The following is a 23518-nucleotide window of genomic DNA, read 5'->3' as shown; positions in this document are numbered from 1 at the left end:
TTTGTATTTTACGGATACCACGAACAGATTCAATTTTACAGCAAACGGTAAGCTGTAGCTGAAATAGTGAACAATAGATGTAAATCGGCACCAATAAATATGTGTATTTTTAGGAACAGAAGGTGCAGATTGGAGCAAGAAATAATCTGTATTATTGGAAACAGCAGGTACAATCAGAATTCTAAAAATATGTACAGACTGATTCTATTTTTACACCTAATTTTTAGAGTAATCCGCCAAGTTCAATCCACCTCACGCCTTCGGCGCTCGACATTCTGAACTTGTGGGTCCATATAGGGAACAGTTGCCATCTGCAATGACAGCACAGCAATCACCGGCTCAAAAATGGTACCCAACTTGGCGCCACGGCCCACGCGCGCGTTATTGCGATCATTTTTAACGACTCGCCAAAAAACGCCCTCTGTTTTAATTTATTCGACACCCATAAGCGTTTTCACATCGTTGCTAAACCTTATTTATTTGAAGAACTTTTATCATCCAACAGACCGAATTAAACTTTTTAAACTTCGAAAAAACAAACAGGTGATTTATTGCAACCTTCGACAATGGCGTTAATCGCCGTTTTTTTATTATATTGGATGATTGTTTCCTTTTTGGACCGACGCGGTTTTTGGGAAAAACATAATATTTCGGCATGGGGTCCCATTTTGATGATCCGGACCACCAAAGGATTGGAATGGATTGACAAAGCGGCCAAACCAAAGCGTTTTTGGCGGCTTTTCGCAAACATCGGCATTGTTTTGATGTTTATCGGCATGATTTTCATGTTCGCGCTCGTGCTGGCGTCCGATTACGCGCTGGTCGAATCGTTTTTGGAAGGCAGCGTGATGGAGCCTGGCAAATATAACGAACTGAAAAACATCTTCCTGATACCGGGCGTCAACGATTTCATTCCGTTCACCTGGGGACTTCTGGCGCTCGTCGTCACTTTGGTTGTCCATGAGTTTTCGCACTCCATTTTGGCGCGCGTCGAAGGCATCCGCGTCAAATCGATGGGTATTCTGCTCGCGATTATTCCGATCGGCGGTTTTGCCGAACCGGATGAAGAAGAACTCTTCGGCGGCGAAATCGATTTCGAGAAACAGCGGGCTCAAGCACAAGCGCAATCGGAATACAACGATATGACCGCCAGCATCGAAGAAATTCGGGCACATGAGGCTCAGCTAAACAAAGAGACAGAAGCGCAAGCTGAAAAACAGATGGAAACGGAAAAGCAAACGGAAACGGAAGAACAAACAAAAACAGAAAGCCAAACAGAAAATACAAATGCAAATGAAAAAACAAATGCAAAAACAAACACGAAAACAAAGCCGAAAGTCGTCGCCACCAATGTTCAACGCTCTCGCGTGCTTTCTGCCGGCGTGATGGCGAACTTCTGTATTGCGCTTGTCGCTTTCATTTTATTCTTCGGCCCCGTTTTGGGCGGCATTACAACCATCGGAAGCCTTCAAATTACCGACATTGACAACAACTCTCCGGCCGCTATCGCCGGCCTTTCCAAGGACATGGTGATCGTCTCCATCAACGGACAAACCGTAACGGATCCGGCTTCGATTAATGAATCGCTGAAAAATGTTGCGCCGGGAGATTCCGTTGTCGTTTCGGCCGCTTATGATCGCGTCATAACGGATTACACGCTGAAAACAAATGCGAACGCTGAAAACGTCAATTACGCCGGCATTTATATTCAGAACGTCGTTTCCGGCTCACCGGCCGAATCCGCCGGCATAGAATCCGGTATGGTCATAACAAAGGCCGACGGCGTTTATGTTCCCGACGTCAACGGGTTTTCAGAAATGCTTTCCACGAAAAAACCCGGAGACACCATCGTTTTAACGGCGGAAACCTTTGATGAGAACGGCCACGTCGTTCAAACGCAGGACCTGACGATCACGCTCGGTCAAAATCCAAACGACGCGTCCCGCGCCTACATGGGCATTTCTTACACATCCGGTCCGCTGCACATCGGTCTTCTCGGATTTTCGGTCGGCCAGTTCAACGCCGCCACCTATTTGGATATTCTCAACCGCCTCCCGTCCATGCTGTTTGATTTGGACTTCTCGGACATCAGCGGATCCTTAAAAGTGATGCTTGCCGCTTGGATTTACATGATGGCATTGCCGTTCTTCGGCCTCACCGGCGAGGGTTTCAGCGGATTTTCGGGTTCGATGATGCAGTTTTACGCGCCCACCGGCTGGGCGGAACCGCTCGGCATCGGCATATTCTGGATCGCCAATGCGCTCTTTTGGATCGCGTGGCTGAACTTTTATGTCGGTCTTTTCAACTGCCTGCCGGCCAATCCGCTCGACGGCGGCCACGTCTTTAGAGCGATGATTCAAACGATCGGTGAAAAGTTTAAAATGAGTTCCGAAAAAGCAGCGCGGCTGGCCGGGAAGATTTGCTTCTATCTGAGCATTTTCATTTTCGGATCATTTATTTTCATGTTCATTTGGCCGTTTATCGGAAAATATTTCCTGACTTTGCTGGGATAAAATAAAAATATAAAATGAAAGCGTTGTGGCAAAAAACTAAATTTTGCCTCCGCTTTTGTTTTGTTTTTTCTTTGTTTCTTTTTTTCATATTTTTGGCGAGCGGCATGCGCGCGCGTTATGGCGACACTTTTTTTGAGCATTATTAGAATCGAACGATCGTTTTTTGAAAATGTCACGAAAACCGCCCCGTAAAATCAAACGCGACAGCGTTTGTATTTTACGGATACCGCGAACAGATACAATTTAATACAGTAAACAGTAGGTGCAACTCAGTACTGTAAATTAGAATGTATCTTACTGATCGGAATCCGCAAAATACAGACGCAAAGCGTCTGATTTTGCGGGATGGTTTGCTTGAACGATTAAAAAAAGAGATAAAATGAAAAGGAAAAAAGAAAAAAAAGAAAGCTATTAACTTCTTTTTTCCATTTTTGAGTCCAATATTTTAACTTGTTCTAAAATGAATTTTCCGGCTTCCATCGTCGATAAATTTCCGCCGAGATCCGCTGTGACTTTCTTTTCAAATAATGCAACAGATACGGCTTTTTCAATAATTTCCGCCTCCCTGCTCATTTTCAGCCATTCAAACATCATTTTCAGGCTCAAAATCGCTGCAATCGGGTTGGCGATTCCTTTGCCGGCAATATCAGGTGCGCTGCCGTGAACCGGCTCAAAGAGCGCTGTTTTGTCGCCGATGTTGGCGCTTGGGGCGAGGCCGATGCTGCCGAGAAGAACGGCGCCGGTGTCGCTGAGAATGTCGCCGAAAAGGTTGGTGGTGACGACGACGTCGTATTTTTCGGGATGAATCAGCATATCGTATGAAAAAGCGTCGACCAACATATCGTTTGGTTCGACAAAGTAATCCAAGGCCGTTTTTTTGCAAGTGTCCAAAAAGAGTTTGTCGGATTTGATGACATTTGATTTATGAACGACGGTCAGCTTGTTTCGGCGGGCGGACGCGAGTTCCGACGCGAAAGCGGCAATCCGGGCGCTGGCTTTCTTTGTGATCACGCGAAGCGTCGTCGACCGTTCGTCACCGAGTTCTTCGATGCCGGAATACAAGCCTTCCGTGTTTTCGCGGACAATAATCATGTCGGTTTCCGGCTTCAAAAAACCGTAGTTGAAACACTTCTCAATGCCCGGAATCGGGCGAATCGGGCGGACGTTGGCAAAAAAATCCAGTTCTTTGCGAATGCGTAGTACAACGCTTTTGTAAGACGGGGCGTTCACGGTCGTAATCGCGCCAAATAAAACGGCATCGCAGGACTTCAAAACATCGATGTCGGCGTCCGAGATAGCCTCACCCGTTTTTTCCCATTTGACGTACCCGACTTCCACCGGCACTTTTTCAAATCCGAGATTATATTTCTCATTAAAATAATCCAGCAACAAAACGGCTTCCGGAATCACTTCTTTTCCGATACCATCGCCTTCAACAATTGCAATTCTCATTCAAACACCCATCACACAAATCAATCAAATAACAAAATAAAAAAAAATAATAAATGAAAAAATTATTGAGATTATTGTTCAGCCTGATTCTTTTTCCGATGTTCAACCAGTCCGCCGTCTTCTAAAATCTCAAGCAGAAAGTCCGGAATTTTGCCGGCCGGATACGTTTTGTTTGCATCGCCGTTGACACAGATGATGCCTTTTTCCAAATCGACATCGACCGTATCGCCTTCTTGGGCGTCGATGTCGGCCTCAATAATCAGAAGTCCGACATTGATTGCGTTTCTGAAAAAGATGCGGGCGAAATATTTGGCGATCACGCACGAAACGCCGGCATATTTGAGGGCGAGCGGCGCCTGTTCCCGGGAAGAGCCGCAGCCGAAGTTATCGCCGGCGACGATGATGTCGCCTTTTTGAACTTTCTTTGAAAAATCGGGATCGATGCCTTCCATTGCGTGGTCGGCAAAAACTTGCATGTCGGTCGTTCTCAAATATTTTCCGGGAATGATGACATCAGTATCAATGTCGTTTCCGAATGTCCAAACTTTCCCTTGGATGTGCTTTTCCATAAAATAACCTCATGTGAAATATATTTTAATTTTTTGATAAAAGATATTCTTCCATACGCCTTGGATATTTAAAGAATTTCCTAAAAAAAAGAAATAAAAATGAATGAAAAACAGAAAAATAAAAAAAATAAAATGAAAAGAAAGAGAATAAAATGAAATGGATAATTAAAAAGCAATTAAAAAGCAAAAAAGTGATGTGAGAATCACATCACGATTTTGATTAATTGTTCAATTCGCTCTCTTCTTCATCATCTGTTTTGATTTGAGTTTGTGTTTCGGTTTGGGATTCTGCATCCGTTTTCGGAACAGTTGCTGTTTCCTTTTCTTCTTCCGCTCTCATTTCAGCCAAATGCTGCTGGGATGTGTCGCGGTGAAGTTCCGTTTCGGTCCCGAAGATCGGCTTGCCGGTCAAAACCATGTAAAGGCGGGTTTCCCAGATCGTTGCCAAAACGGCAAAGAGAATCAAGACGACAATAAAGATCAGATATAAAACAAGCATGAGCAAGATGCCGATAATCGCCAAAATCGGAGAGATGAAGAAAAGCGCCAAAATGACGAATCCAACTACGAATACGATGGCAATTAAAATGATAATAGCGATGAGCGCCAAGAAAAACGAGATAATCTTTCCCGGATATTCCCGGAACAATTTATATGATTTTTTGAAGCTGTCGGTCACCGATAAATTGTCAATGACGATGGCGTAGCTGACAAAATAAAAGATGAGGCTGATCACAATCGAATAAACAAGCGTCAAAAGAAGACCGAGCATCAAGTAAGCAATCATTGCGGTGCTGTGTGTTCCCAAGGGGTCGTAAAAACCGGAATATTTGACGGCTTCATAAATGAACGGAATAAAGAACAAGATGCAGACCAAGCTGATCACGGCCAAAACGATCTGCGCCAAAAAGAGCCGAACATAATACTGTTTTCCATAGGTCCACATGTCGGACCATTTGACTTTTCCGGTGGCTGTGGCGTCTCTTGCCAAACCGATGGCACCAGCTTCGAAATAAGCGGTTAACAACAACGTAACAACAAGGGAAATAATCCAAATGATGGTCATCAGGACCATGACAGCGGAATATGAACCGGTAAAGGAAACTCCAATTCCCAAGAACATGCTGATGACTTGGAAAATGGCGTTAAAAATAAAATAAACGACGAAGAAAATCAATAGCGGTGCAACGAGAGATTGGTTTTTTTTGAGGGTATGATACCCATTTGTGATAATATCGGATATACTTTCCATAAAAATAACTCCTTTTTTAAAAACAAAAATAATTGATAAATTAATGAGAGACACTCTGAATTAATTTATAACCCACACTAAATAAATAAGATATTGAAACCCACAATACATACTCAATCGGAGTGTATAAATAATTACTGGAAAAGCGAATTCAATTGAGATTATATATAAATTAAAAGAAAAAATAAAGAAAAACAAGGATAAAAAAATAAAATATTAAAAACAAAAAATAGAAAAACAAAAAATAGAGAAAAATAAGTAAAATAGAAAATAAATCGGTGAGTAATCACCGATTTGAGTTTTAATTATTTACCTTAAAATTGTTCAATTTTAACCGTTCAATTCGTTTTCTTCTTCATTATCATTTTTGATTTGAGCGTCATCCACATTCGCTTTAACGGTTTCGTCAAAGATCGGCTTTCCGGTCAAGGACATGTAGTAACGGGTTGTCCAGACCACCGTCAAAGCAATAAAGAAGATTAAAAGGACGATCAAAATCAGAATCAAAATCAACATCAAAATAATTCCGATGATCGGAGATAAAGCCGTCAAAAGAAGGACGATGAAGAGAAGAATGCCAAAGAGAACGCCGATCAAAATCGGAATGACAATTTGAATAACCAGGAAGAAGCAAAGCACTTTCACAAAGTTCTCTTTAAGAACAGAAAATGATTTTTTAAATCCATCAACAAGGGACAAATCATCAACGATAATCGCAGCGGTCACAAAGAGAGTCACAAAGGACAACACATACGTGAGAATTTTGCCGATTAAGGAATAAACACTCATCATCGGATTTGGCTGAATGTAAGGGTACGGCGAAGTCGTGCTTAAACTGCCGATACTGTCAATTAAGGCGGTCATATAATTCATATACGAATACAGATACGGCGCTTGGAACAAGGCTGAGATGACGGCGATAATTAAAGTAAACCAGAAGAAGCGGGCGAAGTATTTTTTACCGTAGGCCCACATATCGTTCCAATTGGCTGTTCCGTTGGCAATGGCGTCTCTTGCTAAACCGGTCAATCCTGCGGTAAAGTAAGCTGATATTAAAAGAATAATCAGAACAATAATAAAAACTAAAATACCATAGACTGTAAGGAATACATTGGTTCCCATTGACAGAGTCATTACAGCAACAACACCGGCAATCATTCCGAAAACAATGGCAACAACGAGTGCAACAATGATTTCAATCAATATTGGGCTGAGGATCGATGTATTGTTTCTTAAGTTTCGATAACCTTTTTTAAGTGTGTCAGTTATGCTTTCAACATTTTGTGTCATATCAAAAACTCCAAAAATAATAAAATAATGACAAAAAAATCGACATTTGAATTGAAGAATGTCATAAAAATGGACAACATCGTGTGGCGGATGTCGGCATATAATTTAATCAATCAGACTGTTATAAAAAACTATCGACGATGTCAAATCTTTTTAAGCAGCAAAAAAAGAGAAACAAAAACAAAAGAAAAAATGAAATCCGGTTTTCTTTGGCACGCTGCAAAAAATCATCGCCGTAACGCGCGCGCCGCCCGCCCTTCAAGAAAAGAACAAAAAAGAATAAAAAACAAAAAGAAAAGGAAATGGGATCCATTTCCTTTTTTGTCGACAGATTCATGATTTTACTGCGTCTGCTCAACCGTTTTGTTTTCAGTTTCCGGGTCAATATAAACCGGACGCTTTTCCAAAACGTAGTAAGCGCGGGCGCTCCAAACTGTTGTCAAAGCCACCAGGAAGATGACAATAATGAAGGCGATCACTTCGGCAATGTAAAGACCGATGATGCCGAGCAGCCAGACAAACAGGTAGAGAATCAATGAAATGACCATAACCACCAGCATGCTGATGATGGTAACCGCCAAAACGAACCACATGACTTGGATGGTGTTTTCCTTCAAGAGTTGGAAGGATTTCTTGAATCCGGCAATGGTTTTCATGTCGTCGATGACAATCGCGTAGACGACGAAGTAAATGACGAACGACAACAGGATGTAGTAAATGGTCGACAGAATCATGCCGGCGTAGTAGTAAATCGTCACGTCGTCCAAAAGCTGCATCATCGCGGCCGGTGTTCCGAGAACGAGCATCGGATCCGTGCCGGCTTTATAAAGTTCGTAGATGAGCGGCAAATAGAAAACAATTGCCAGCAAGCTCAAAATTGTGGAAATGATGGTGGCCAGTGTGACGCGCACAAAGTATTTTTTGCCATAGCCCCACATGTTTCCCCATTTGGTGGTGCCGTTCGTGACAGCTTCTTTGGATAAGCCCGTGATTCCGGCCATAAAGTAGCCGGAGACCAGCAAAATCACCAAAACGAAAACAACCATCACAATGAGATAAGCCCAATAGTTGTACGTCACGGTTCCGCTGCCGGCCCCGAAATCAGCCACCAAAAAGTAAGCGAGAACGCCGCCGAAAACAAGACTCAAGATGAAAATCGCAATCATCATCAAAAGTGGCGGCATGGTCAGAGGCATCATGTTTCTTTTAAAATCAGAAAAGCCTCTTGTCAGTGTTTCTTGTAAACTTTCAGTCATCATAAACTCCTTTTAAAGTTCAATAACGATTTAAAAAAATAATAACAACCACATATTTATTTTGAAGTCTTTCAAATAGATTCATGAGATCGAATATGAATTTGAAATATAGTTCAAAATAAATAAACAAACATATTATAAAATTGTAAGTATATATAATTTATTCCGTACCCGCACCATCTTTTTTTTGCGGGCGGCCGGCGCGCGCGTAACGACCGCATATTTCATGACGGTTTCAAAAAATAAGGATCGGTTTTAGATGGAGCAAAGCGGCGAAATTTTTCTGAAAAAAAGTTTAAAATATGTTCCGACGCTTTAAAGAGGATAAGATTTAATTAAATCATTGATTTTGATTTATTGTCATTGATTTTAATAATTCATTTTAATAATTCATTAACAATTCTTTAATAATTCTAATAATTCTAATAATTCATTTTAATATTTTAAATTTCAAAAACAGACTCTATCTCAAGAATGAGGATTGATTTTCGGGGAATAAATATGTACACTGATCTTGAAAAAGAAATGATTGAAGAAGTCAAAGCTCATTTGGCTCAAGTCAAAGGCGTCGACCAAATATTTTTGTTGAGCGACGACGATAAAGCTGAAATTGATAAACTGGAAGAAGCCGCCAACGGCAACGTTTTGATGGGCATGGGCGAAGGCGACAACCAAGGCGTCAAAGAAGTGTTCAAAAAGGAATGCATCATCTGCTTTACGACCACCCGGGAATACGTGTGGCCGGAACCGCCGAACGTCATTATGATGCAGGGCGGCGAAATGGTCGGCTTTGACTGTTCAGCTGAAGACGTCTGTAAGTACGAAGGGCATGCCGATTATTTGGTGATGGGCACCTTCATCATCGACAAAACCAAAATTCCAAGCGCCAGCGGAAAGCCGGTTGTGATCCTACCGCCCAAACCGTATGTTATGGGCGACGCCTGCCAAATTAAAGAAGCCGTGTTGGGATCGCCGTCGACGCCCAGCGATGAATACATCCGCAAAGTTTACAATTTTGACAAATCGCCGGACAAAGGAACGTTTTTCCTCGGCTTTGATTTGGTGTGCGACGTGGAGTAACTTTCGATTCTCTATTTTTCCGATCAAGAGGAACTTTTTATGAAATGTGACAACAAAGAAATCAGTGAATATAACGTACAGTCTTGCGACACCGTTTATTCATCCATGGAAAATATTACGGCTCAAATTCAGTCCGTCATCGGCGATATTGATCAAAAAGACGTTTGCGCCATGTTGGAGGAAATCGTTGAAACAAAGCGAAGCGGCGGACGAATTTTCGTCGCCGGCGCCGGCAGGTCCGGTCTGATGGGAAAAGCGTTTGCGATGCGCCTCATGCACATGGGATTTGACGCGTTCGTGATCGGCGAAACGACCACGCCGGCCGTCAAAGCCGACGACGTCCTGGTTGCGATTTCCGGCTCCGGCGGGACGGCGTCCGTTCTTTACATCGCCAACAAAGCCAAAAGCCTGAACGCCAAAATCGTTGCACTCACATCCAAAAGCGGATCCGAACTCGGAAAAATTTCAGACGTCAACGTCATTCTTCCGTCCAAATCCAGAGCTGACGCAATCGACGCAAATAAAACCGGCGCAAACACCAGTGCAAATGCCGGCGCAGCCGGTAAATCCGGACCGATGGGCACATCTTTTGAGATTTTAACGATTGTGTTTTTAGATTCAATCATCGCGCAGCTGATCGATATTACGAGTACGCCGGAAGAAGATATGAGAAAACGGCACGCCAATACAGAATAAGGAAAATAAAACAGAAAATTAAGATTCAAATTTAATTTCTGAATATTAAATTTAAATCAATTTTAAAAATTTTAATCAAAAACCAAAATTGAATTCAAAAAAAGGATGGAGAGATAAAAATGTCAGAGAATAAATTTTCAACCGGCGTGTCCAATGTGAATATTTCCGGCATCCGGAAACTTTTTGAAGCCGCCGGCCCCAACGCCATCAATCTCGGCATCGGCGAGCCTGATTTCGATACGCCCGACAACATCAAAAAGGCGGCGATTCAGGCGATTAACGACGGTTTCACCGGATACACCGCCGGTCTCGGCATTCCGGAACTTCGAAACGCCATTTGCGGCAAATTAGACCGTGAAAACCACATTTCCGTCAAACCGAACGAAGTGATGGTCACCTCCGGCGCGTCTGAAGCGCTCTACATCTCTCTCTCCGCCCTCGTCAGCCCCGGCGACGAAGTCCTGATCCCAAATCCCGGATTTTTGGCGTACAACTCGATTGTGAAACTCCTGAACGGCAAAGACGTCAGTGTGAGCCTGAAAGAAGATTTGACGCTCGACATCAACGACGTGCTGGAAAAAATCACCCCGAAAACCAAAGCCGTCATCCTCAACTCCCCCGGAAATCCGACCGGCGCCGTTTCATCCAAAGCCGACGTCAAAGCGCTCGCTGAAATCGCCGACGACAAAAACATCACCATCATTTCCGACGAAGTTTACGAGTATTTCATTTACGAAGGCGAACACGTGAGCCCCGCGCAGTTTTCGGACAACGTCGTCACCATCAACGCCCTATCAAAAAGTTACGCCATGACTGGTTGGCGCGTCGGTTATTTGGCCGCCAAAGAAAACTATGTCGGCCAAATCTTAAAAGTCCACCAATATTTGCAAGCCTGTGCCAACTCAATTGCTCAAAAAGCAGCTGTAGAAGCTCTGGTTGGTCCGCAAGATTCCGTCGTTCAAATGAAAAATGAATTCAAGAACCGTCGCGACGTTCTCGTGAAAGGCCTCAACGACATTGGGCTTCCATGTGTGATGCCCAAAGGCGCTTTTTACGCTTTCCCGGAAATTAAGGAGTGCGACAAAGCCGCTGAAACGCTTCTCAAAAACGACGTCGTCGTGACCCCGGGAACGGCTTTCGGCGCCAACGGAAAAGACCATATCCGGATTTCATATGCGGCGTCGATGGATGACATCAAAAAAGCTTTGGTCATTATGGAAAATGTTTTGTAAACATTATTCCGTCTTTTCTTTTTTTATTTTTAAAAACCGGGAGCGGTTTTTGGCGATTGATGAAAAGCCGACGCCATAACGCGCGCGCCGGCGCAGCGCACAAACTGAAAACGTGTGGCACCTGTTCCGTGTTATCCCGCAAGTTTCGAACTCTGAACGCCGCAGGCGTGAAGAGGGCGGAACTTGGCGGATTACTGTAAATAATAGATAGAATGGACAGCAGGTGTAGTTAATTAATTTACAGATTGCGTTTACTATTAGTTAATTTATAGTTTGTACCTACTGTTTTCAGTTCCGATTGCATCTGTCACCACTGTATCCAATCTATTTCGCCGGAATCCGAGAAATTCGAACGCGATACGCGTTCGAATTTTCGGGATGGTTTGCATGATTAGAAAAAGTTGAATGATTGAGAATATTTTCCCGGCTACCAATACGTTTTTCAGCCCTGAATTTTCAGCCGCAATTCTTTCGCATTCTTCGCCACGTCGTTCTTGTTCATATTTTTCGCAATCAGTTCCATGGCTTCCAAATTGCGGATGGCGTCTTCCAAATAGGAAAAAATGTCGCCGGCATAAGCCGTAATGCCGTAATCGTCCTCTAATTTTCGGATAATTTCAATCGGTTCCAGCCCTTTGGTTCGGAGAAGGATGATTTTTTCGGAAAACTTGCGCTCGGCACAGCCGCAATAGGGCGATTCTTGGCACGAACAGACAAACATATCGGCGGCGAAATTCAGGAGCAGCTTCTGATATTTCGGGCTCACGTCTTTGAGGTTTTCGCCGTCAAAAATGATATCCATGAACGCACCCTGAAAAACACGGGACGGCAGGTTCATGCGCAGGTCTTTTGAGATTTGTTCGGCATATTTAAACGACGCCGCCGTAAAAAAGTCCAGATTAGTGATGATGTGCAGCGGCGAAATGCCGGCATTGATCGAATCGACAATCATGTAGGTTTTGGAAACCGACAGGAAGTAGGCGGAAGCGATTTGTCCGAGGCGGGTTTGTTTGACTTCTTTGCCGAGTTCGATAAATTTGTATTTTTGAAGCTTGATGAGCATAATGTTTTCGCTGATGTCGCCAAACATCGACTTTTGAATTTTTGAGAGGTCGCTGCGAGACGTCGTCACAGAAACCGACGCCAGCAGTTCTTCCAGCTGCTCTTCTTCATCATAATCGAATTCCTCTTCCAAAAGACCGCCTTTGAGAAGGGCAATTGCCACTTCTTCTTCCGTTCCTGTCGCCCCGGACGAATAAGATTTTCCGGGAACCGGCATAAGAACAACAATTCCTCTGTCGTGGTAATCCGGACGTCCGGCGCGGCCGCTCATTTGAAGGAAATCGGAAACAGTGAGCCATTCAATGCCCATCGCCATGGATTCGAAAATGACTTGCGACGCCGGAAAGTCGACGCCGGCCGCAAGAGCAGCGGTCGTGACGATGGCCGAAATCTCGCCGCGGGCGAATTTGTGTTCAATGGTTTTGCGTTCCGCCAAATTGAGACCCGCGTGGTAGTAAGCGGAATTGATGCCAAACGCGTGAAGCGACGCCGCAATCGTGTGGCAGTTCGCGCGGGAATTGGTAAAAATAATCGTTTGTCCGCGGTGACCTTTGGACGATTTCATATTGAATTCGTCTTTGACGAGCTGCGCCATTAACCGGATTTTTTCGTCGTCGCGGGCAAAAACGAGGTGCCGTTCGATCGGAACCGGGCGGTGTTCGTAAACCACCAATTCGGAATCCAGCTTTTCCGCAAAATATTCAGGACCGGCAACGGTGGCCGACAAATAAATGAATTGAGTTTCCGGAAACAGGTAACGCAATCTTGCAATTAAACCATCGAGGCGGTGGCCGCGGTCGCTGTCGGTCAGCATATGCACTTCGTCGATGACGACCGTTCCGACTTGTCCGAGGCTGTCGGCGTTTCCGAGACGCAGAATATGGTCGACGCCTTCGTATGTGCCGACAATGATGTCGGAATCCAGCGATTTTTTCATATCGGACGTCGATTTGGTTTTGATCAGTTCGGCGCCGATGCGGATCGATACGGACAAGCCGATTTCCGAATAGCGCTTTTTAAATTGATCGTATTTTTGATTCGCCAGCGCCACCAAAGGCACCAGGTAAAGCATTTTTCCTTTATCCGACAAAATATTTTCAATGCCCGCAATTTCGCCGATCAATGTTTTTCCGGTCGCGGTCGCCGAAACCACCATCAGGTTTTTGCCGTCGAGCAGGCCGGCGTCAACCGCCATCGATTGGACGGGCAGAAGTTGATCGGATTTGGCGAGCAATAAATTTTTGAGCCGGTTGTGAATCCGAAGTTTTTTGACCGGAAATTGTTTTTCAGAGCCCGCTGATCGGATCGTGTCGTACCGGGTGACTTCCGGATCCAGGCGGTCGGCCGAGAGCAGCGACGCCGTTTTGTCAAAATCTTTGGTCCGCAGGAGCGTTTCATAAAAAAAGTCAACGGTGGAGTCGCCCATGTTTTGCCGGGAATTTTTGAGCACTTTTTTGAGTTCGTCTTTCGCGCATTCCGGACAGATCATTTCTTTGTGATAGCGGATGGACGATTTGTTGATAAAATTAAACCGTTTCTGAAGCAGACAGAACCGGCAGATGTTGACGTATTCGTATTTGAGCTGGTAAGCCGACAGCATGCTTTTGAGTTCGTTTTCCTGCGCCGCCGAGCAGCCGGTTGCAATCATAATACGGTTGGCTTTTTTAAGCAGATTGATGAACTCTTTGGATTGAATGTATTCCTCATCGGAAAGCTCCTTTCCTTCCCGTTTGAGAATGCGGATTTTATGCGGCCGGAATCCCGCCGTATTTTCCTTGAGCTCCAGCTCCCCGGTCCACAGCGGCTCCTTTTTTTTATCCAAAATGGTCATGACGGTAAACTTCTGACCTTTGCCGGCAAATAAAATCCATAACATTGGGTAGAGAAAAGAAAAGGATGATTAAAAACCTTTGTTAAAAAACGAGGGGCGGTTTTGACGAATCGATAAAAATGATGGCGATAACGCGCGCGTGGGCGGCGGCAGCGAAAATCCGAGCGCTGATTTTTGTCCACGCAAACCAACCCGCCAACATTAAACCGGAATCACATGCGGAATCCCGTTATAGTATTCCAAATGCACTTTGACACCGTAAATTTCCTCAATCATTTCCGATGTTACGCCTTTGGCGTCGCAGGCGCTGTAAATTTCGCCGTTTTTCATGAAAACAAATTTGTCGGCAAAACGCAATGCGAGATTCAAGTCATGCATCGTCATGACGGTCGCCGTTTGGTGGCCGTCGGTTATGTTTCGGATAATCTTCAAAATTTCAATTTGATTGTAAAGATCAAGGCTGCTCGTCGGTTCGTCCAACAAAATAATCGTGGGCTCTTGCGCCACCGCCCGGCAAATACTGACCTTTTGAATTTCGCCGCCGCTCATCTCGTCAATCCGCCGAAGCTGCATTTTTTCCAAATCAAACCGTTTAAGGGCGGCGTCAACAATATTGTAATCCTTGCCGCTTGCCTGCCAATCGATGTGCGGCTTTCGGCCCAACAAAACGGCGTCAAAAACAGTCATCTTAGACGGTTCGGTCCGCTGGGAAACATAACTGATCCGCTGAGCAATTTCGCGTTTGGATAAATCGGAAAGGTCGGAATCGTCAACGAAAACGGTCCCCTTTGTCGGCTTCAAAACCAAGTTCATGCATTTGAGAAGCGTGCTTTTCCCGACGCCGTTGGGACCCATAATCGATAAAATTTCACCCCGCGACACATCTAAATCAATGCCGCCCAACACCGGACGCGTTTTGTATTCAAAACAGATGTTATCAACGCGAATGACCATTTTAAATCTCCTTTTTTTGGATAATCAGATAGAGAAAGACCGGCGCACCCAAAAAAGCCGTGATGACCGAAACCGGCAGAACGTGCGGCGCAATCAACGTTCGGGCAACCGTATCGGAAATGAGCAGCAGCAAAGCGCCGCAGACAGCCGTTCCGATCAGCAAAAAGCGGTGGTCGCTGCCGACAAAACGGCGCATGATGTGCGGGCAAACCAGGCCGATAAACCCGATGACGCCCAAAAAGGAAACGATGACGGCGCTGATCAGCGATGCGGCCACCATGCCGAAAAGACGCATTTGCGGCACATTCACGCCCAAACTTTTGGCCGTTTCATCGCCGGCTTCCATGGCGTTTAAGTCCCAGCGTTTGTACAGAAGATACAAAAAACAAATCAAAACGATACCGGAAATGATCGCCAGCTCCGGCCAGTCGGCGCGCGACACGTCGCCGAATTGCCAGAAAACAATAGACGCCAGTTTGGTGTCGTCCACAAAATATTGAATCGCCATGAGTCCGGCTGCTGCCAACGAATTGATCGCGACGCCCGCCAAGATCATAATTTCAGGTGACGCCGACCGGATTTTAGCAATGAACAAAATAATGCCGGACGTCAGCATGCTGAACAAAAACGCACAGAGCGTAACAAGATACGGATTTTGAACCACCACCGCATCGGCGATGTTGCTTCCGGTGGTTCCGAGTCCGAAAAATAAAATACCGACCGCGGCGCCGAAGGCGGCCGCGTTGGACAAACCAAGCGTATACGGCGAAGCCAACGGGTTTCTCAAAACCGACTGCATGGCAACACCCGCAACGGCAAGCCCGGCGCCGGCGACGATAGCCGTTAAAATTTGCGGAATCCGGATGTACCAAATGATCCGTTCATAAACGCCGGTACCGGCGCCGCCCAGCAATGTTTTTAAAACATCCGGCAGCGGAACGGAAACCGCGCCGACGCAAACCGCAAACAATGAAAACGCCGCCAAAAAAATCAGCATTCCGAGTATGATCATTGTTTTTCTGGCGATGTATTTTTTGTATTCCGCCGGCATCCTTCCGTCTTCTAAATGCATTTCTTCACCTGTTTTGATTTAAACTGTTTTGGCGTTTCGTTTTCGTATTCGTATCAGTTTTCGTATCAGTTTTCGTATCAGTTTTCGTATCAGTTTTCGTATCAGTTTCTCGTATCAGTTTTCGTATCAGTTTTCGTATCAGTTTCTCGTATCGTTTCTCAATTTTGGTTTTCAGTGTTTTACAACTGAACTTGCGTATACGATAATCCGCCCGTGCTGGCATTCATTTGTTCGAAAACCGGTTTGCCGACGACAAACGTGTAGATTTCATCCGCTTTTTGAGCCGGATCAATATCCTTGAATTGTTCCGGATACAGAATTTTTCCGACGTAATAGCAGTTGGCCAGCGATGTTTCGTGGTTGTTGTTCATGGATGTGTACGGGTTGACCGCATAGATATTTCCGGTTTTGGCCGCCGTCAATTCTTTGTAAGACGGATCTGTTTTTAATTCCGCCAACGAACCGCCGCCGGCGGCCTGAAGCGTTCCCAAATCCACAAATATGACATCCGGATCCCATTCCACAATTTTTTCTTTGGAAACCAGTGCGTATCCGGTACCGGTTCCGGTGATTGTCATGTCTTTGGCAGCGTTATCCAAATTTAAAACAATAAACGGCAAATAAGACGGATTGGTACCGTTGAGCCCGTGCGCGCCGTTGTAAGAAACGCCGCCGACGTAAACGGTTTGATTCGGAGCCGGCGCATCCTTAATACGGTTTTTCAAATCCGCCTCCGTTTCTTCAAAATACGCAATCAAATCATTTGCACGTTGCTCTTTGTGAAGGATTTTTCCGAGCATCCTGAACGTCTCGTCGATTTTTTCTTTTTCCGCGACATAATTGCCGGTGTAGAACAACACGACAGGGATGCCTGTTTTTTGCTGAATTTCATCGGCCCGTAAAACATCTTCCTGAGAATACGCGGCGACAAACAAAACATCCGGATTGGCCGCCATCAGCCGTTCGGCGTCAATGACCGCTTTGGCGGTTCCGATCATTGGATTGTCCCGAATTTCCGGGTGAGCCAATGCGTACGGACGGTTATCGTTTGCGATTTTCATCGATGCGTTGTCTTGGTAATCCACCGCCACCGCACGGTCGCTGACTTCCAAATACACGAAATAACGCATGGAACCGGAACCGCTCACGGCGATTCTTTCCGGATTGTCCGGCAGCGTGACGTTTCTGCCAAAGGCGTCCGTTATTGTAATCATGTCGGAATCACTTGTGTTTTCAGAACTTGCCGGATTGACGCAGCCGGAAAAAAGAAGCGCTAAAATAAGTACCGCCCCAATCAAGCCGATTTGAGTTTTCTTTTGAAACATAATTCGTTGCCTCATTTTTTGAATTTTTTTCATATTTTTTTGATTTTTTATATTTTTTCGACGTTTTTTATCGATTTGTTTTTAAAATATTCATACCTTTTTAAAAAATCGTATTACTTTATTTCATGCTTTTTCATTTATTTAACATTTTTTATCACATTTTTTCACAAAATAAATTTAATTTATTTGCCATAAAATTAAATTTATTTTTTAAAAATGCCGATAGATTTCATTTTCAAAAAAACTTAAATACTTCTTATTTTCTATTTAGTGTTATGAATTCGAAAAACTCATTTTTGGGAGATTTGTCTGACAGATCTTACGATGACGCCATTGCCTTTCACGGTCATTCCTGTCCGGGTCTTGCCATCGGTTATCAAGCCGCTCTTTACGCCAAAGAGCTTCTGAACCTGGAATATTCGGAAGACGAAGACGTCGTCGTCATCACCGAAACCGACTCCTGTACGGTCGATTCCATTCAAACCGTTCTCGGGTGCACGGCCGGCAAAGGCAACCTTTTTGTGAACAATTGGGGAAAAAATGCCTTCACGTTTTACAACCGAAAAACCGGAAAAGCCGTTCGCCTCATGATGTCTCCGGACGTCATTCAAAATCCTGAAGCCGACGCCGTCCGGCAAAAAGTGATGTCCGGCACCGCAACGCCGGAAGACATGAAACGCCACAAAGAATTGTCGGCACAGCGTGTTCAAAATATTCTGACGACGGCGCCAAGCCAAATTTTTGAGGTCAAGGAACCGCAAATACCGGTGCCGGAAAAAGCCAAAATCTTTTCAAACATCATTTGTTCGGTTTGCCAAGAATCCGTCGGCGTCGCCCGCTGCATTGAAAAAGACGGCCAAACGGTCTGCCAATTCTGCGCTTCAAAAATGTAAATTAAAAACAGTCAACTGATTCAGACAGCAATTAAAAACTAAAAATAGAAAACGGCCAATGCACTTTGCAAATTGCAGGTGGGAGATGAATTTGCAAATGTGCATCGACCGGACGGAAAACTGCAAAATACAGACGCGGGGTATCTGATTTGCAGGTGGTTTCTTTCCGTCTCAAAAAACGTTTTTAGAGGTTTGATTCATGTTCATGTTGGCGTTTTTGTTTTGCTTTTGTTTTGTATTTGTAATCTTTTTTTGAGTTACGGTTTCATTTCCTTGCGGATCTGATCCCATTTTTTGCCGCTTGTGACGGCCTTTGCGATTTTCACGGCGTCCAGCGGACCTTTTCCATAGACAGCATTTGAAAATGTCGCCACAAAGTGTTCGTCGACCGCTGCGCCGCCGCACGCCACCGGGACGCCGGAGAACGCAATCGCTTCCGAAAGCGCTTTGAGTCCGTCTTTGGTCGTGCTCATGAGAGAGGTTCCCGTGACCAAATCGATTTTCTTCGTTTTGACCAATTCGACCACGTCTTCGACCAAAACATCGCGGCCCATGTCGATCACTTCAAAGCCGTTCGCCCTCAGAATGGCGGCGACGATGTTTTTGCCGATGTCGTGCACATCGCCTTCAATCACAAGCGATGCGATTTTCCCGGCGGACGGAATGTCGCCGAGTTTTTCTTGGCACAAAACAACGCCGGCCACCATGGCGTCGTTGGCGAGCAAGATTTCCGGAACGAATGCTTCGCCCATATCGTATGTTTCACAAACGATTTGGATACCGGGCATGAGCGCGCCGACCACGACGTCCGTCGGGTTTTTGCCGGCGTCAAGAAGCTTTTTGGTCAACTTGGCCGCTTCTTCTTTTTCGCCGTCGATCACCGCATTGGTGAGCGCCGCTGCGTCCGGGTCTTTGGGCGTGTATTTCTTCCGGATTTCCGCCACCGTCGTTGTGGTGACGCCCCAGTCGGGCGTTTTTTCACCGCGTCCGATTTTAATGCCTTCCGCCAAAAGCTCCTCAAACCGCTTCGGGTTCTTTTCCTTAAATTCAATCAATTCGATAATGGCCGTGTCAATGTGCCGGATCATTTGAAAACACCTCCGCAGTCGCTGCTGTTCTTATTGTTTTGGATTTGGTACCGTCCGATTCCGACGCCGATTTCACGAATCGTGTCTTCAATGTCGCCGGCTTTCGGGACCGGAGTTTCCTTACAGGCGCGAACGTACGCTTTCAAGTTGTCCAAGGACGTTCCAAACGAAACGTCGCAAGCGGTTCCGACGACGTCGGTGCCTTGAAGGATACATTCCTGCGTCCGGTTGTAAACGTCTTGCGGCGTGCCGTTGGGCATCAAATCAATAACGTCGAGGCTGCCAAGAATCGACATGCTGTTGCCCAGAACTTGCCGGCAGTACCACACCGGAACGGCGTCAAAGGAGAAACAGTCCATGCCGCTCTTTTTGATGTAGGGCAGCAATTTGCTCGTGTTGCCGCACATGTGCAAAATCTTAGGCGCGCTGACTTCCCGGGCCATTCTTTGGTGCGCCGGAAGCACGAATTCCTCATACGTTTCGCCGGAAATCAAATCGCCCGACGCGGATGGGTCGGCCGGGAACAAAATGTGCGCGCCGGCTTCCACCTGAAGTTTGCCGTACTCAATCACAAAATCGGTCGCCGCGTCAATGAACGCATGCGCTTTTTCCGGGTCGGTGCGCGTCCACCGGACCAGATTTTCCACGCCGGCAATGTGTCCCGCCACCGTAAACGGCGCCGTAATCACCGGAATAATCGGCAGCATGCCGCTGTAGCGTTCCCGCAGAATGGAAATCGCTTCAAGCACAACCGGCACACGTTTGGCGTTCGCCAAATCGTCCGCCCACGTCACTTCTTTCGGATCGGTGTACGCGTGCGCCGCCACCGGCGGCCGGTCCGGTTTGTTCCAATCGAGCGGACAGCCGAGCACTTCGGCTTCAAGCGAAATATCAAATTGGGGCCGGGCCGCTTCAATGCCGCAAACGTCATAAGGCGCCGCCGCAAGATCCGCCATCATTTTCGCGTCGTAGTGCGCTTTTGGCCAAGACGCCCCCACGTGTTTCATCAGTTCAACAGTCGTTTGCGCCAACGGGTTGGCCGGCGGCACATAGTCCACACGTCCGCCGAGAACGGCTGCAAGGGTACGTCTCGTCGGCGTCATTTCTGATACCATTTCTGAATCTCCTGAACATTCTTTAAACCTTTTAAACCAATAGCTGATGTTTTTGAACACACATAAAAAAACATCCGCCGTCTGTTAGACGGTCCTTAATATTGTGCTTGATTGGTATATATTGTAAACCTCTTGTAATTCGGAAAATATTGGAGACTGTTTCAAAAGACGGAGACCGTTTTTTCAAAGAACAAATCAAAAAAACGGTGCAGTAACGCGCGCGAGGCGGCCGGTAAAAAAAGAATAAAAATGAAGATAAAAATAAAAATGAAATGAAAATAAAAATCGAAAATAAAAATAGAAATGAATCAGTAAAAATGAAAATCTGAAATAAAAAAGAGAAGAAAAGAAAAGTAAAAAATTACTCTTCTTTCGGATTTTTAAAGAATACCGCAATCAGGAACACGACAAAAACCATGAATCCGATGAGAATAATCGCCAGCAAAAATGTCTGGTCGAAATTGAAAATCGAATCGATGTCGGTGTACCAGATATACACGAAAAGGAACGCCAGAATCGCCAAAAGCAATACCGACACCACGATCGTATTCTTTTCGGCTTCAAACCGTTCGCTGAGCGTCATCTTTGGCTCTTGCTTTTTCGCGTATTTGGAAGACGCTTTCGATTTGACCGGTTTTTTCGGACCGTTCTTCTCCCGTTTTCCTTCCCAATCGTCGCGCACTTTAAAGACCGGCGGCTTTTTGGTCCGTTTGGTCACATCGTCGTCTTCATCGCTTTTGATCAAAACGCGTTCCGGGACAGAGGGAATCGGATTATTGGATTGGATGACCGGCGCCGGTTCATCGCTGCGGGCGGCGGCGCGGCCGTAGTCGCCGGGGCTGCTGCCTTCAAGGCCGATGACGAGCTTGAACCCTTTCTTTTGCGCGCCGTAACCGGTCACGACATAAAACATGCCTTCCGCGACAGGAATCGCATTGTACGGAATCCGGATGACGATTTTGGCGTAAAGGTTGTTTTGGACATGGTGTTTGCTCGGCGCTAAAATGAGATAATCCTTAATGGAATCATCCGGCAAAAAAGAAATGTAAGTCGGCGAACTGAAATTTTTGATAAAAACCTGAAATTCACGGTCTTCGCCTTTGTAGAGCGGCACTTCAATGGTGTCGTACTTGAACTCAATCGAGTCCATCGACTGCCGTCCGATGTAGATGTCTTGAAGAACTTCTTTCATTTAAAATCCCTGAGTGGCGTCTTTGTGTGAAAATAACAAACGGAAACAAATAATATGATTCAAAATATGAAATTATTCTTTTAATATACCCTGAGTGTTAATAAAATTTATTGATAAATTGTGAATAATCTCAACATATTCCTTTTTTAATTAAAATGTGAAAATAAAAACAGGCTTTTGAAAAAATAATAAAAAAGGAATGTCCGTTTTTCCGGCATCCTGAAAAGACAGGGCAATAACGCGCGCGTGCCGGCGCCAAAAAAATAAAAATCAAAATCAAAAATCACGCATATCCGGCGGCAGCAGATTCGGGATTTTGTTTTCGATCGGATAATAAATCGAACACGCCGGACAATACAGATTGCCGGAAACAATTTCCGTGCCGTTCGCGTTTTCTTTTTCCGGTTTCGCCGTCAGTTCGCCGCGGCATAAGGGACAAACAAAAAGAGATAAATTTGATTTTTTCACGTTTTATCCTCGCTGAATCATAGTATCGGTGACTGATGCCGGCATTTCATTTAAAAGGTTCCCGCGATGAAAAGCTTGAAGATATTGTAAAGACCGAGCGTGATCATGCCGACGGCAATCGCAGCCAGGAACAAACCGAGCAGGCGTGTAATCACCAAAGTGCCGGTGTAGCCGAGATATTTGCTGATTTTCCGGGAAAAATAAAATCCGACGTAGGTGATCGCAAAGACCAGCATGATGGAAACGATGATCGTGATATCGTTGGTCAAACTGCTGCTGCCGCCCATGAGAACGATCACGGTCGAAATCAGACCGGGCCCGCACAACAGCGGAATCGCAATCGGAAAGACCCAAAAGTCCTTTTCCTGGGATTCGTCGATTTCGGCCTGCGTGACGTTTTGGTTCATTTTTGCCGTCATCATGTTGTAACCAATGGTAAACAGAAGAATACCGCCGGCGACGCGAAGCGAATCGACGCTGATGCCGAGGAATTCAAGAACAAGGGATCCGGCAATCGCAAAGAAGATCGCGACGCCCGTCGCCAAAAGAATCGCCTTTTTGGCATACAGATTCTTCATTTTCTCCGGATAACCGCTCGTCATTGACACGAACGTGAACAAAGCGTTAATCGGGTTGACGATGACGAAAATAGCCGTGAACGCGTAAAGGAAAAAAGAAATCAGCGGCACGGCTTCAACCATTTTAAACAATCCTCGTTATTGATACTTTTTACATTTTTATATTCAATTGTAAATAATATGGGATATGAATGTGGTTTCGGTATATAAATGATTTGAAAATGGAGTTTTTGCACAAAATTTTGAATTTTTTGATCTTATTTTTTCTTCTCATTTTTTTTGGAGCGGGCGGCACTGCGCGCGTTATGGCAAAAATTCCGTCGCTTCGCTAGGAATTTTTCAATGGCAGTGGGAGTCTAAATCTGTAAGTTTGCTTCGCAAACGGCTCCCTCCGGTCGCATAAAGTTTGGTTTTACTTGTACCATCTTGCCAAGCAAACCATCCCGTAAAATCAAACGCGATAGCGTTTGTATTTTACGGATACCGCTCACTAGATACAATCTGAATGGCAAACAGCAGATAAAATCGGATTAGGAAAACAACTGTATTTTTAGAAACAGTCCGTGCAACTGCAATCTAAAAACAGTCAACTGTAGGTAC

General features: G+C 45.2%; 20 protein-coding genes. 6 read left to right on the top strand and 14 right to left on the bottom strand.

Annotated features, from left to right (window positions below; translation table 11 throughout):
* Positions 1-599: 599 nt before the first annotated feature.
* A complete protein-coding gene (locus tag MsAg5_RS04885; protein WP_338099504.1) occupies positions 600-2513 on the top strand; it encodes a site-2 protease family protein in 1914 nt (637 codons plus the stop codon).
* A 411-nt stretch (positions 2514-2924) separates the two neighbouring features.
* Here the strand turns inward: MsAg5_RS04885 and MsAg5_RS04880 are convergent, their stop codons facing one another.
* From MsAg5_RS04880 to MsAg5_RS04865, 4 genes are all read right to left on the bottom strand, one after another.
* Entirely contained in the window at positions 2925-3965 is a 1041-nt protein-coding gene (locus tag MsAg5_RS04880; RefSeq protein ID WP_338099503.1) for an isocitrate/isopropylmalate dehydrogenase family protein, read from the bottom strand.
* A 71-nt stretch (positions 3966-4036) separates the two neighbouring features.
* Positions 4037-4534: a homoaconitase small subunit gene (gene hacB, locus MsAg5_RS04875; RefSeq protein WP_338099502.1), complete on the bottom strand. Its 498-nt coding sequence runs from the start codon at positions 4532-4534 to the stop codon at positions 4037-4039.
* A 220-nt stretch (positions 4535-4754) separates the two neighbouring features.
* Positions 4755-5786: a DUF7847 domain-containing protein gene (locus tag MsAg5_RS04870; protein ID WP_338099501.1), complete on the bottom strand. Its 1032-nt coding sequence runs from the start codon at positions 5784-5786 to the stop codon at positions 4755-4757.
* Between the two features lie 330 nt (positions 5787-6116).
* Positions 6117-7076, bottom strand: a complete 960-nt coding sequence (locus tag MsAg5_RS04865) for a DUF7544 domain-containing protein (protein WP_338099500.1) — start codon at positions 7074-7076, stop codon at positions 6117-6119.
* Between the two features lie 69 nt (positions 7077-7145).
* On the opposite strand from MsAg5_RS04865, the gene MsAg5_RS04860 reads away from it, so the two are divergent.
* Positions 7146-7415: a hypothetical protein gene (locus tag MsAg5_RS04860; protein ID WP_338099499.1), complete on the top strand. Its 270-nt coding sequence runs from the start codon at positions 7146-7148 to the stop codon at positions 7413-7415.
* A gap of 2 nt (positions 7416-7417) precedes the next feature.
* Here MsAg5_RS04860 and MsAg5_RS04855 read toward each other — a convergent pair whose 3' ends face one another.
* Positions 7418-8332 carry a DUF7847 domain-containing protein gene (locus tag MsAg5_RS04855; protein WP_338099498.1) on the bottom strand — a complete coding sequence of 305 codons (915 nt, stop codon included), beginning with the start codon at positions 8330-8332 and terminating at the stop codon, positions 7418-7420.
* A gap of 501 nt (positions 8333-8833) precedes the next feature.
* Between MsAg5_RS04855 and MsAg5_RS04850 the strand changes: the two genes are divergently transcribed.
* From MsAg5_RS04850 to MsAg5_RS04840, 3 genes are all read left to right on the top strand, one after another.
* Complete coding sequence (locus tag MsAg5_RS04850) at positions 8834-9412, top strand: hypothetical protein (protein WP_338099497.1); 579 nt, start codon at positions 8834-8836, stop codon at positions 9410-9412.
* 39 nt (positions 9413-9451) lie between these two features.
* Positions 9452-10108 (top strand): 6-phospho-3-hexuloisomerase, encoded by a 657-nt coding sequence (gene hxlB, locus MsAg5_RS04845; RefSeq protein ID WP_338099496.1) that lies wholly within the window; start codon positions 9452-9454, stop codon positions 10106-10108.
* A gap of 119 nt (positions 10109-10227) precedes the next feature.
* Positions 10228-11340 (top strand): pyridoxal phosphate-dependent aminotransferase, encoded by a 1113-nt coding sequence (locus MsAg5_RS04840; protein ID WP_338099495.1) that lies wholly within the window; start codon positions 10228-10230, stop codon positions 11338-11340.
* Between the two features lie 442 nt (positions 11341-11782).
* Here MsAg5_RS04840 and MsAg5_RS04835 read toward each other — a convergent pair whose 3' ends face one another.
* The 4 genes from MsAg5_RS04835 to MsAg5_RS04820 all read right to left on the bottom strand — a co-directional run bounded on the left by MsAg5_RS04835 (position 11783) and on the right by MsAg5_RS04820 (position 17584).
* Positions 11783-14278: a DUF5814 domain-containing protein gene (locus MsAg5_RS04835; protein WP_338099494.1), complete on the bottom strand. Its 2496-nt coding sequence runs from the start codon at positions 14276-14278 to the stop codon at positions 11783-11785.
* Between the two features lie 156 nt (positions 14279-14434).
* On the bottom strand, positions 14435-15187 hold the full coding sequence (locus MsAg5_RS04830) for an ABC transporter ATP-binding protein (protein ID WP_338099493.1): 753 nt from the start codon (positions 15185-15187) through the stop codon (positions 14435-14437).
* A 1-nt stretch (position 15188) separates the two neighbouring features.
* Entirely contained in the window at positions 15189-16259 is a 1071-nt protein-coding gene (locus MsAg5_RS04825; RefSeq protein WP_338099492.1) for a FecCD family ABC transporter permease, read from the bottom strand.
* Positions 16260-16438: 179 nt separating this feature from the next.
* Entirely contained in the window at positions 16439-17584 is a 1146-nt protein-coding gene (locus tag MsAg5_RS04820; protein WP_338099491.1) for an iron ABC transporter substrate-binding protein, read from the bottom strand.
* Between the two features lie 275 nt (positions 17585-17859).
* Between MsAg5_RS04820 and MsAg5_RS04815 the strand changes: the two genes are divergently transcribed.
* Positions 17860-18477, top strand: coding sequence for an FmdE family protein (locus tag MsAg5_RS04815; protein ID WP_338099490.1), 618 nt, complete (start codon positions 17860-17862; stop codon positions 18475-18477).
* A 257-nt stretch (positions 18478-18734) separates the two neighbouring features.
* On the opposite strand, the gene MsAg5_RS04810 is transcribed toward MsAg5_RS04815, so the two are convergent.
* The 5 genes from MsAg5_RS04810 to MsAg5_RS04790 form a co-directional block, all read right to left on the bottom strand.
* Positions 18735-19565, bottom strand: coding sequence for a cobalamin-dependent protein (locus tag MsAg5_RS04810; RefSeq protein WP_338099489.1), 831 nt, complete (start codon positions 19563-19565; stop codon positions 18735-18737).
* Positions 19562-20680 carry an MtaA/CmuA family methyltransferase gene (locus MsAg5_RS04805; RefSeq protein WP_338099488.1) on the bottom strand — a complete coding sequence of 373 codons (1119 nt, stop codon included), beginning with the start codon at positions 20678-20680 and terminating at the stop codon, positions 19562-19564. The genes MsAg5_RS04810 and MsAg5_RS04805 overlap by 4 nt, the downstream gene beginning before the upstream one ends.
* Before the next feature lie 361 nt (positions 20681-21041).
* Positions 21042-21872 carry a hypothetical protein gene (locus MsAg5_RS04800; protein ID WP_338099487.1) on the bottom strand — a complete coding sequence of 277 codons (831 nt, stop codon included), beginning with the start codon at positions 21870-21872 and terminating at the stop codon, positions 21042-21044.
* Positions 21873-22148: 276 nt separating this feature from the next.
* Entirely contained in the window at positions 22149-22340 is a 192-nt protein-coding gene (locus tag MsAg5_RS04795; protein ID WP_338099485.1) for a methytransferase partner Trm112, read from the bottom strand.
* Positions 22341-22390: 50 nt separating this feature from the next.
* Complete coding sequence (locus tag MsAg5_RS04790) at positions 22391-23041, bottom strand: MarC family protein (protein WP_338099484.1); 651 nt, start codon at positions 23039-23041, stop codon at positions 22391-22393.
* Between the last annotated feature and the right edge of the window lie 477 nt (positions 23042-23518).

Source organism: Methanolapillus africanus (assembly GCF_032714475.1).
In the GTDB taxonomy this organism is placed as follows: Archaea; Halobacteriota; Methanosarcinia; order Methanosarcinales; family Methanosarcinaceae; genus Methanolapillus; species Methanolapillus africanus.
Note: the sequence above shows the minus strand (reverse complement) of the source record. Positions and strands in the feature narration are given on the sequence as shown.

What these genes read in the sequence shown, in the direction of transcription:
- MsAg5_RS04885 (WP_338099504.1), top strand. Translation starts at nt 600, where the DNA reads ATGATTGTTTCCTTTTTGGACCGACGCGGTTTTTGGGAAAAACATAAT.
- MsAg5_RS04880 (WP_338099503.1), bottom strand. Translation starts at nt 3,965, where the DNA reads ATGAGAATTGCAATTGTTGAAGGCGATGGTATCGGAAAAGAAGTGATT.
- hacB (WP_338099502.1), bottom strand. Translation starts at nt 4,534, where the DNA reads ATGGAAAAGCACATCCAAGGGAAAGTTTGGACATTCGGAAACGACATT.
- MsAg5_RS04870 (WP_338099501.1), bottom strand. Translation starts at nt 5,786, where the DNA reads ATGGAAAGTATATCCGATATTATCACAAATGGGTATCATACCCTCAAA.
- MsAg5_RS04865 (WP_338099500.1), bottom strand. Translation starts at nt 7,076, where the DNA reads ATGACACAAAATGTTGAAAGCATAACTGACACACTTAAAAAAGGTTAT.
- MsAg5_RS04860 (WP_338099499.1), top strand. Translation starts at nt 7,146, where the DNA reads ATGGACAACATCGTGTGGCGGATGTCGGCATATAATTTAATCAATCAG.
- MsAg5_RS04855 (WP_338099498.1), bottom strand. Translation starts at nt 8,332, where the DNA reads ATGACTGAAAGTTTACAAGAAACACTGACAAGAGGCTTTTCTGATTTT.
- MsAg5_RS04850 (WP_338099497.1), top strand. Translation starts at nt 8,834, where the DNA reads ATGTACACTGATCTTGAAAAAGAAATGATTGAAGAAGTCAAAGCTCAT.
- hxlB (WP_338099496.1), top strand. Translation starts at nt 9,452, where the DNA reads ATGAAATGTGACAACAAAGAAATCAGTGAATATAACGTACAGTCTTGC.
- MsAg5_RS04840 (WP_338099495.1), top strand. Translation starts at nt 10,228, where the DNA reads ATGTCAGAGAATAAATTTTCAACCGGCGTGTCCAATGTGAATATTTCC.
- MsAg5_RS04835 (WP_338099494.1), bottom strand. Translation starts at nt 14,278, where the DNA reads ATGTTATGGATTTTATTTGCCGGCAAAGGTCAGAAGTTTACCGTCATG.
- MsAg5_RS04830 (WP_338099493.1), bottom strand. Translation starts at nt 15,187, where the DNA reads ATGGTCATTCGCGTTGATAACATCTGTTTTGAATACAAAACGCGTCCG.
- MsAg5_RS04825 (WP_338099492.1), bottom strand. Translation starts at nt 16,259, where the DNA reads ATGCATTTAGAAGACGGAAGGATGCCGGCGGAATACAAAAAATACATC.
- MsAg5_RS04820 (WP_338099491.1), bottom strand. Translation starts at nt 17,584, where the DNA reads ATGTTTCAAAAGAAAACTCAAATCGGCTTGATTGGGGCGGTACTTATT.
- MsAg5_RS04815 (WP_338099490.1), top strand. Translation starts at nt 17,860, where the DNA reads ATGAATTCGAAAAACTCATTTTTGGGAGATTTGTCTGACAGATCTTAC.
- MsAg5_RS04810 (WP_338099489.1), bottom strand. Translation starts at nt 19,565, where the DNA reads ATGATCCGGCACATTGACACGGCCATTATCGAATTGATTGAATTTAAG.
- MsAg5_RS04805 (WP_338099488.1), bottom strand. Translation starts at nt 20,680, where the DNA reads ATGGTATCAGAAATGACGCCGACGAGACGTACCCTTGCAGCCGTTCTC.
- MsAg5_RS04800 (WP_338099487.1), bottom strand. Translation starts at nt 21,872, where the DNA reads ATGAAAGAAGTTCTTCAAGACATCTACATCGGACGGCAGTCGATGGAC.
- MsAg5_RS04790 (WP_338099484.1), bottom strand. Translation starts at nt 23,041, where the DNA reads ATGGTTGAAGCCGTGCCGCTGATTTCTTTTTTCCTTTACGCGTTCACG.